Here is a 9,243-nt window from a genome sequence, read left to right on the forward strand (position 1 = left end):
AGGACTTCAGTCCTTCTTCACCCAGGTTCGTAGTGAGGACTTCAGTCCTTCTTCACCCAGGTTCGTAGTGAGGACTTCAGTCCTTCTTCATTCACAAAGAGAGGACTGAAGTCCGAACGATCAAACGGGGTTTACTTCCTCTTATTTAACGCCTGCTTCCCAAACCCAAGACAAAGCAATCGATCGCCCTCAGCAACATTAGGGTCATTCTGCAAATAATCTCCCAACCACTCGCAACTCCGAGCAATCATATTATTCAGCTCCAAATTCTGCAAAGGCCACAGAATTACAGTCCGATCCCTGCTAGCAAAAGCCAGAGTTTTGCTGTCTGAACTAAAAGTAACGCTCAACACCCGATCGCTCGATTCCAAAGTCTTCGATAGCAGCGCCTGCTTGCCGTCAAAATTCCACAGCTTCACAGTATTTCCCGCACTCGCCGCCGCAATCAACTTGCCGTCAGGACTGAAACTCACGCTTTCGACAGTATCGCTGTGGTCGAGTTTTTCAGTTAAATTTGCCGCCTTACCACCAACAGCCCACAAATAAACTTTTTTATCAGCGCCAGCAGCAGCAAGAGTCTTACCATCTGGACTGAAACTCACATCTCTTACCCTGTCTCCGTGGTCGAGAGTTTTCACAATCTTCGCTGACGTACCGTTAAATTCCCACAGGTAAACTCTCTTTTCTCCTGTTATTTCCACAGCCGTTTTTTTGGCGATCGCCTTGTCGTCAGCAGCCGTAGCAGTAGCAATTGTTTTGCCGTCGGGGCTGAAGCTAACGCTAATTACAGGATTGCTGTGATCGAGTTTTGCAAGCAAAGTTGCTTTCGCACCGTTCCAGCGCCAGAGGTACAATTTGCGATCGGCACTGGCGGCAGCAATTATCTTGCCATCTAAACTAAAACTCACACTTCTAACAATGCCGCTGTGCGAGAGAGTATCTAACAGTTTACCCTGATAATTCCAGATTTTCACCGTTTTGTCATCGCTGGCAGAAGCAACAATTTTATTGTCCGGCGAAAACCCCGTCCAGGTAACAGAATCATTGTGACCTTGTAAGATTTTGATTAAACTGCCGTCAGGGCGCCACAGCCTCACCGTCTGGTCGCGGCTAGCAGAAGCAATTGTTTTGCCGTCCGCACTAAAACTGACTTTATAAACCCAGCCTTCATGACCAGATAAAATTTTGTTCAACGGAGTCTTGTTTGGTTGCCAAATTTTTACCATTTTGTCCTTACTTGCGGAAGCAATCGTGCCATCGCTGCTAAAAGTTACGGCTCTCACGTCGTCTTGATGTCCTCGAAAAGTGTTGAGCAAAGTACCGCTGGGACTCCAAATTTTTACAGTATCGTCGGCGCTGCCGGTGACAATCTTTTCGCCGTCGCGACTGAAACTCGCGCTGACAACTGCATCGTTATGTCCTTTAAGAGTTGTGATTTCCTCACCTTTTGCGTTCCAAATTTTGGCTGTGGTGTCGGCGCTTGCCGAGACCATTCGTTGGCTGTTGGGGCTGAACTTAACGCTGTAAACAATGTCAGAATGTTTGGTTAATGTTTTGGGATTAATTTGAAATTTCTGGGTTTTACCTTGTCGGTTCCAAAGTTTGACAGTTTTATCGGCGCTTCCGGTCGCAATTGTTTTGCCGTCCGGGCTGAAACTGACGCCGAGCACCCAATCTTTGTGTCCGGTTAAGGTTTGTAGCAATGTTTTTGTCTCTAGGTTCCAGATTTTGATTGTGTTGTCGTGACTCGCGGAAGCTAGGGTTTTGCCGTCCGGACTGAAACTGACGCTGGTAACAATTTTGGTGTGGCCGGATAAAGTGGCGATTGGACTTCGATCGTTATCCACTTGCCAAATTTTAATTGTGCGATCGGCGCCACCAGTCGCGATCGTTTTTCCATCCGGGCTAAAACTAACACTCGTCACGCTATCGCCGTGCTTGAAAGTTTTTAATAACTTACCTTTTTTGCTCCACAATTTAACAGTTTTATCCGCACTTGCCGAAGCAACTAAATTACCATCGGGACTCACACTCACATCCAAAACAAATTTGCTGTGCTGCTCAAAACGGTTGCTTTCTTGCACCCCAGAAACTGCTTCTCTGAGTCTCTCAGCAATTTTATTTTTAGTATCCACAGGTAGCGCTGTGCTTTTCAGAGAATCACGACCAATTTTGATACTATTTTCTAACACTCCCAATTGATTTTTTTCATTAGAAATCACCAAAGCTTCCGAAGCAGAATTTAGGGCGTCAGTCCGGCTTGTCTCTGCTTCTTGACGCGCGCTTTCTGCTAATTTTGCCTGCTCAAATCCCATCCAAGAAACACCTCCGAGTACCAGCACTCCTAGAATCGCCGCCCGCAATTGCCATTTCCGACTTTGATAAAGTTGAGCTTCTGCTTGGTGCTGTTTGTCTCTCGCTTCCGACAACAAAGCATCTTGCTCTCTGTCTTTGCGAATTTGTTCAATTTCATCTCGATTAATTTGGTTTTGCTTTCGCAATTCCTCGAATTCTGCCTTTTTATCTAATTCCTGCTGCTGGCGGATGAAGCTAACTAGATAGTCGTGAACGAGCTGGTAAAGCTCTATCGGCAGTTCCGTCCACCGAAAAACCAAACCGGATTTTACCAACAATTCTAAGACCAAATCTAATTTATCAGATTCGGCAAATATTGCTAAATCTGATGCTAATTCAGCCCGAGTTTTGAGGGGGCGGATCTCATCTTCATCGGTCAGAAAATACAAAACTCTGCGCGCTGCGACTTCATTTTCTGGGCCGCAATCTTTGATAACTTCTTCGACAAATCTTTCAACTAATTTGTGTTGCGGATTGTCCCCGAGTTCCTGATATTGACTTAAAGTTCTAATATCCTCTTGTTGCAGTTGAGCGCCCACAAGTTGCAGTTCGATGGGGCGAACTTCTCCCCATTCTCCAGCTAAATCTTTGACTAATTCTTCGATCAGCTCTGGTTCTAAGTAAAACTGCGATCGTTCAGTTAAAGTGCGAATTACCGATCGCGCGTCGCCCTGGGAAAAATTTCCCAAATAAAACAAAATATCTTTGCTGAGAATGTCAGCCAAAATATCATTATTTATAAATTCACTCTGGTGTTTTGGTCTGGAAAATTCCAGCAAATAGTGCAGGTAGTCTTCCCGCAAAGACAGCACTACTTTTAAATACTTGATTGTCAAGCATTCCCGCAAAAAATTAAAAAATATCTGTCTTTCCGCAGGCTCTTTCCATACAAAAAAGAACTCTTCAAACTGGTCAAATATCAAAACTGTCACTAGATGTTCTGAATTTATTTGCAGCTCTTTAATGATTTTATCGTATTCGATCGCCTGTTTTTCTAGGATTACTTTGACAGGCTCTGAGTGCTCAATTTGAGCAGATTCTTTTACATCCGAAGTGCCGTTAACTCCCTTACCAAGATTGCCATTTACTGCGCCTGCTGCTGCTACAGTCAAATCTACGGAAGCCTTTCCCGGAAGAGCCTCGTAAATTTCGCGATCGAACATTTCAGATTTAAGAGCAGATAACTGTCTGCTTAATTCCTGGGGCCAGTTGTTGTAAACTTGCAGCACAACAGGCAAAACAGTCCGCATTTCTATCTTTTTTTGCTGGAGTGCAGGCACTAATCCCCCGGTGACTATTGAACTTTTTCCAACTCCAGACTGACCGTAAATTACTGTCAGTTTGTCTGGCGTATTGTTCATCCTATATATCAAACGGTTGAGGTCTTCTTCTCTGCCAGAAGCAGTAATTTCGTCAGCAATAGTAGCAGCGGCGACAACTGTTTCGGCGGCGGGATTAATTGCTTCTCTGTGCGGCTGCAACTTTCCGGCTCCAATAAAAGCTCGGAACCGATACGTATGTTCTACCGCTCGATAATCTTGCTTAATTTGAAAGGCTTTGAGATATTCTCCCCGCTGAAAATAGAGTCCTCGCAGCATTTCTAAAACCCTCAAATACAGTTGCGGGTTGTAGCAAGCCTCGGTTTCCTCGCGAGCGATCTCTAAATTTGCGATCGCCTCGTCCATCTCGCCCAACTGGCTCTGAGCCTCTGCTAAAATTAACAGATACAAGCCTTGATGCTGAGACTTTACAGGCGTTCCGTGTCCCGTCGCTTCAAAATTTGACTTGAGAGCGTCTAGAGCGACTAAAGCCCATTCTTTCGCCCCTTGCCAATTCTTTTGCTCTAAGGCTACTTTAGCCAAAAAGCCGTAATCTTGAGCTAAATTAATTGTTGAATTTTTCATATTTTCGTGTAACCTCCGAGCTTTAATCGCTAAATTCCAGAGTGCATCCCAATCTTCTAAATGCTGCAATACTTCGCCGAGTTGATTGATGAATATACCGACTGCATCCGCCTGTCTGGCTCGTTCTAAAACATCAATACATTCCTGAAAATAATTTTTAGCTTCCGTCCAATAAGGACGGTTGCCACTGCGGTGCTGTTCTGCTTGGAAGCGGTAGCAAAGACCGATATGGAATAGTATAATTCCCTCTATAACAGGTGCAGGGTAAACGGTAAACAACAAATCGCTAAAGGCTGTTTTGGGGCCAATAAATGCTACTTGATGTTTCCAAAACTTGAGACTATTTTGATACAACTCAAGAGCCTCATTTAGGCGGTGACAAAAATACTCGTTTCGGGCGCGAATAAATTGCAAACTCGCCTCGATCGCTGGTTCTAACCTGATGTTGCAAGTTTCCAAATCTTGCCTTGCCGATTCTAATTCAGTTAAAGAATTAGCTCCGAGAATGGCTGAATTACTTAAACGCCAATTGCCGCTTTCTAAAATTTGAGTAAAAATGCGATCGCCACTTTTGCCCAAAAAGTCCACCAACTCGTCTGGGCCGAGCACAAATTCAACGCTTGTCGTCCAAGTCTCAATATCTGTGACTAACCGAATGAGTTTTTTTAAGATTTTGTCTGTCACCCACAGCACCACGGGGAAGGGAAAATTATTGCGAAATTCTTCCCTGACGTAGTTGGTAGAAGTCAGCACGCGATCTATCGCACTTACCGATTCCAATCCAAACACCATTAAAGCTTGGGGCTGGCTGTCAGCAAGTTCGGTTTCTATCGTCGTGTACAGAGTTTTAACAGATGTGGGGAGGACAAGTTCTCGAATCTCAATTCCAGACTCTTGCCGCAATTGACGTACCGTTTCCTCTCGCATCGCACTGTAATTGCACCTGAGCAAAATCAGCGAGAATTCCCCCTGAGACATCGAGAGAGTCCGGGAGAGGGTTTGCAGCGAACTTTTGTTTTGCTGTGCTGCTGTGTCTTGTTGGCAGTGCGAATTAATCATAATATTTGAAAATTGCGATAGGATAGATGCTGTAGAAAGAAGTGATTGGTGATTGGTGATTGGTGATTGGTTGTTCGTTATTGGTGATTGGTTATTGGTTGTTCGTTATTCGTTATATCAATTCTGGTGATATCGTCAGGTGATTTAACCTTTCTATAACGCACAGAACACAGAGAGAGAGAAGAGAGAGAGAGAGAGAGAGAAGAGAGATGAATGATTCCTTGGCTTGACGGAATTGATATTATTGGTGATTGGTGATTCGTTAGATCAATTCTGGTGATATCGTCAGGTGATTTAACTTTTCTAGAACGCAGAGAACACAGAGAGAGAGAAGAGAGATGAATGATTCCTTGGCTTGACGGAATTGATATTATTGGTGATTGGTGATTCGTTATTGGTGATTAGGAAGAGGGAAGAAATTATTAGTTATTACGAAGAAGTGAATTCTTATGTATGGTGTACACTGCTCCCCTTACAACTTGTAGGAGGTTCTTAAGCATGAATATCACTCTGAAACAATCGAGTTTACTGCTGCAAAATTAGTCGTATTTATGCAATTATGGGCGCCGACTGAGTAACTAAAATTTTCATTCCTTAAATACCTCGGACTCACATTCTTCTCTCGGAGAGAAGTGTTGAGAGGAAAGGAACCAGAGGCTGCTCAGGAGCAAAAACCAAGTTTTTTGATTTGTCGTTCCTCCATCCGAAATTCCTAGAAACCGGGTTTCGACGCCCTCCTGCGCAAGCGCTGAAACTGTCTAATTTTTTAACCGATCGCCTTTAAAGCATACCCGAGAAAATACATACTCTGTTATCATAATTTCAGCCAAACCCACCGGATTTTACTGAGTTTTTTTTTGCCTCGGTCGCTCAAATTATACCGAGCAAAAAAGTCGCTACCAAAAATCGGAAAAATCGGACGAGGTTACTCACAAATCGCTGAAATATTGCATTCCCTGCTTTGCTGGCCCCTCGCCGCACTGAGATAAACTACGGGTGGCGGTTCCTCAATAACGAGTTGCAGATTTTGGGTCATAATTTTATCAATCTCCACATCTAAATTGTTAGCTGAAAAATCCGGTGTGTCCGCATCCTCGCTTTCTTCAATGGTGATTGTGGTGGTTGGTACCGCCATATTTAAATCAAGCCGATCGCCAAAATCAGACACTTTCTGATTTGGCTCTATGGTTTGAGCGGTATCAGCGGCCACAGCTTGAGCTGCATTAGCCATTAGTGCGATCGGCAATAATACCATTGCATTTATCGTTTGTCGCGCCGTGATTTTCCCCATGCTATCCTCCTAGTATCAACTAAATTTTGGTGCTGCTATAAATTCAAACATCGGCTGCTCCTTAGCTGCCTTGCTATTAATTAATAGTGGCTTATTTTTCGAGAACATATAACCCCAACTGTGAAACTTCGGGGCAAGTTTGCCGGAGGGAGGGCATCGGGCCAACTCTTCCCGTTTCTATTGATTACGTGAAAACTCTTAAACAATCAGGTTTTCCTCTAAGTAATTTCCTCCAGAAGAGCTGTCTATCTCCGACTCACAGCGGCGAAAAGTTCGATCGCACCCCCAGTGCTACCAGCAAGCTGATGTGAGCTACCGCACCCATCGGACATCTCTGAATATTTGTAATTCTTTGCAGAATTCTCGCTACCAGGAAGAGCCTGGTAACGCTGCTTGGCGAAGAGTCCCAAGCGCCTAGACGGTTCCTACTTAGTCAAGCCGTGTTCGAGGGCGTAACGAACCAACTCAGTACGGCTGTTAGTACCAGTCTTGCTAAACAAACGGCTGACGTACTTTTCTACATTGCGCACGCTAGTTTCCAAGCGACGGGCAATTTCCTTATTCATCAAACCTTGAGCAACCAAATCTAAAACACTTTGTTCTCGGGGAGTCAAATCAATTTTAACCGGCGAACCGCTTTGGACGATCGAACTCCGCCCGCTTAGCAAAGACTCAATTCTCGCCATTTGGCTCGCCAAAGCAGCAATATCAGGACTTTCAGCATTGCCGCCCGTCTCCTTAGCCGCCGCGCGGCGGGCAAGCAAATTCGTGACAATTGCCACTAACTCGTCGGGATCGAAGGGCTTAGAAAGATAAGCATCGCAGCCTGCTTGATAGCCTTGAATGCGATCGCCCGTCATCCCCTTAGCCGTCAAAAACACCACCGGCAAAGCCTTATAGCGAGGATCTTCCCGCACTTGCTTGAGAAACTGATAACCATCCACCTGCGGCATCATAATATCTGAAATCACCAAATCCGGATTCATCTGCTGCAAAAGTTCCCAGCCATCCCGAGCATTACTAGCAACCTCAACCGAAAAATCACTATCTTCCAAATAAGCTTGTACCGCTTCCCGCAAACCCGGTTCATCATCTACCAATAATAATCGTGCTGACATATCCGTTACCCTTACGTTTTACTACTATTATCTTTTAATTTAGCCGAATTCAACTATTTTTTCACTCGTTCTATAGAAGCAACTCAAAAAATTGCGATTAAACTCCTATAGGGTTCAGTTAAACCCGATCCCCCTAGCCCCCTTAAAAAAGGGGGAACAAGAAATTGATCGAAGTGGGTCTTTTTAAGGGGGATTTAGGGGTATCTCCGGGGGAAAAACATCATTAACTAAACCGTATTGTGGTTAAATTCAAGAATTTTGAGTTTTGTTTTAATCCAATGATTAAAAACCGATCTTTTTTTTAATTCACAACTCAAAACCGCGCCGAGTTGTTCGCGATCGCGCGGCAATCTCACAATTATTCTTGTCTCCTTCCGACTTAAACTTTAGAACGATCGGTCAAAATTTCATAACCGGTATCCGTCACCAATACAGTATGCTCGAACTGAGCAGACATAGCATTGTCAACCGTTACAGCAGTCCACTTGTCAGCCAGCGTCCGAGTATACTTAGAACCAGCATTCAAAATCGGTTCGATCGCCAATGTCATACCCGATCGCAATTTCACGTTAGGCATTTCGCGGGTGCGGAAATTGAAAACCGACGGTTCCTCGTGCAAATTGCGCCCGACACCGTGGCCTGTAAACTCCTCAACAATGCTAAAACCGTTACTTTTGACATGATCCTCGATCGCACCAGCGAGATCGAGCAAATAAGCACCAGCCTTGACTTGTTCGATACCTTTATATAGAGCTTCTTCTGCAACTCTAATTAATTTTGCCGATTCTGGTGTCACTTCCACAACTGCGATCGTGATGCAAGAATCGCCGTGAAAACCTTGATAATATGCTCCCGTATCTACTTTGAGAACATCTCCAGCCCGAATTACTTTTTTAGGGCTGGGGATGCCGTGAACAACTTCGTTATTAATGCTAGAACAAATCGAACCAGTGAAACCGTGATAACCTTTAAAACTTGGAGTTGCACCCATTTCACGGATGCGTCTTTCGGCATAAACATCCAAATCAGCAGTAGTCATTCCCGGCTTTACCAGTTGGGAAATTTCTTTCAGCACCGTTGCGACAATTTTCGCAGCTTGCCGCATAATTTCGATTTCGCGTTCCGACTTAATTTCAATGCCTCGACGCTGTTTTGTGACTTGGGGTTGTTTGGTTGGCCCAGAAAGCAGACTGCTAAAAATATTCATGTATTGAATGTCAGGTAATTTTGTAATTTGAGGGCGGGTATAGCAGTGGACAGTGGACAGTGGACAGTGGACAGTTGCACAGTCAGGAAATCAAACCGTTGATGCTATGGGTTAGGAGGCTCTATTCATGAGGTTATTTATGTCCTCATCGCTGGGGCGATTGCTATAAAAGCAAAAAACCGCAAATATCGGGTTTTTTCGGGAAAAACCGCTGTGTTGTTCCGAGCTGTCGATCGCTTGTCCTTTAGCTAGCTTAATATTTTTCTTGGTAATCTGCACGGGAGAGGGAGAGGGGGAGAGGGGGAGAGG

5 protein-coding genes are annotated in these 9,243 nt (G+C 44.5%); all 5 read right to left on the reverse strand.

What is annotated here, in order from left to right; translation table 11 throughout:
- Positions 1 to 131: 131 nt before the first annotated feature.
- Positions 132 to 5,318, reverse strand: a complete 5,187-nt coding sequence (locus QT974_RS21170) for an nSTAND1 domain-containing NTPase (RefSeq protein ID WP_333470390.1) — start codon at positions 5,316 to 5,318, stop codon at positions 132 to 134.
- Between the two features lie 925 nt (positions 5,319 to 6,243).
- Positions 6,244 to 6,609, reverse strand: coding sequence for a hypothetical protein (locus tag QT974_RS21175; protein WP_333470391.1), 366 nt, complete (start codon positions 6,607 to 6,609; stop codon positions 6,244 to 6,246).
- 425 nt (positions 6,610 to 7,034) lie between these two features.
- On the reverse strand, positions 7,035 to 7,727 hold the full coding sequence (locus tag QT974_RS21180; protein ID WP_333470392.1) for a response regulator transcription factor: 693 nt from the start codon (positions 7,725 to 7,727) through the stop codon (positions 7,035 to 7,037).
- Positions 7,728 to 8,106: 379 nt separating this feature from the next.
- Positions 8,107 to 8,934: a type I methionyl aminopeptidase gene (gene map, locus QT974_RS21185; RefSeq protein WP_293155030.1), complete on the reverse strand. Its 828-nt coding sequence runs from the start codon at positions 8,932 to 8,934 to the stop codon at positions 8,107 to 8,109.
- Between the two features lie 111 nt (positions 8,935 to 9,045).
- Positions 9,046 to 9,243 (reverse strand): hypothetical protein (locus QT974_RS21190; protein ID WP_333470393.1); only part of this gene is annotated, 198 nt, incomplete at its 5' end.

The sequence above is a fragment of the Microcoleus sp. BM001215392 genome (assembly GCF_036700185.1).
GTDB lineage: Bacteria > Cyanobacteriota > Cyanobacteriia > Cyanobacteriales > Microcoleaceae > Microcoleus.

What these genes read in the sequence shown, in the direction of transcription:
- QT974_RS21175 (WP_333470391.1), bottom strand. Translation starts at nt 6,609, where the DNA reads ATGGGGAAAATCACGGCGCGACAAACGATAAATGCAATGGTATTATTG.
- map (WP_293155030.1), bottom strand. Translation starts at nt 8,934, where the DNA reads ATGAATATTTTTAGCAGTCTGCTTTCTGGGCCAACCAAACAACCCCAA.
- QT974_RS21170 (WP_333470390.1), bottom strand. Translation starts at nt 5,318, where the DNA reads ATGATTAATTCGCACTGCCAACAAGACACAGCAGCACAGCAAAACAAA.
- QT974_RS21180 (WP_333470392.1), bottom strand. Translation starts at nt 7,727, where the DNA reads ATGTCAGCACGATTATTATTGGTAGATGATGAACCGGGTTTGCGGGAA.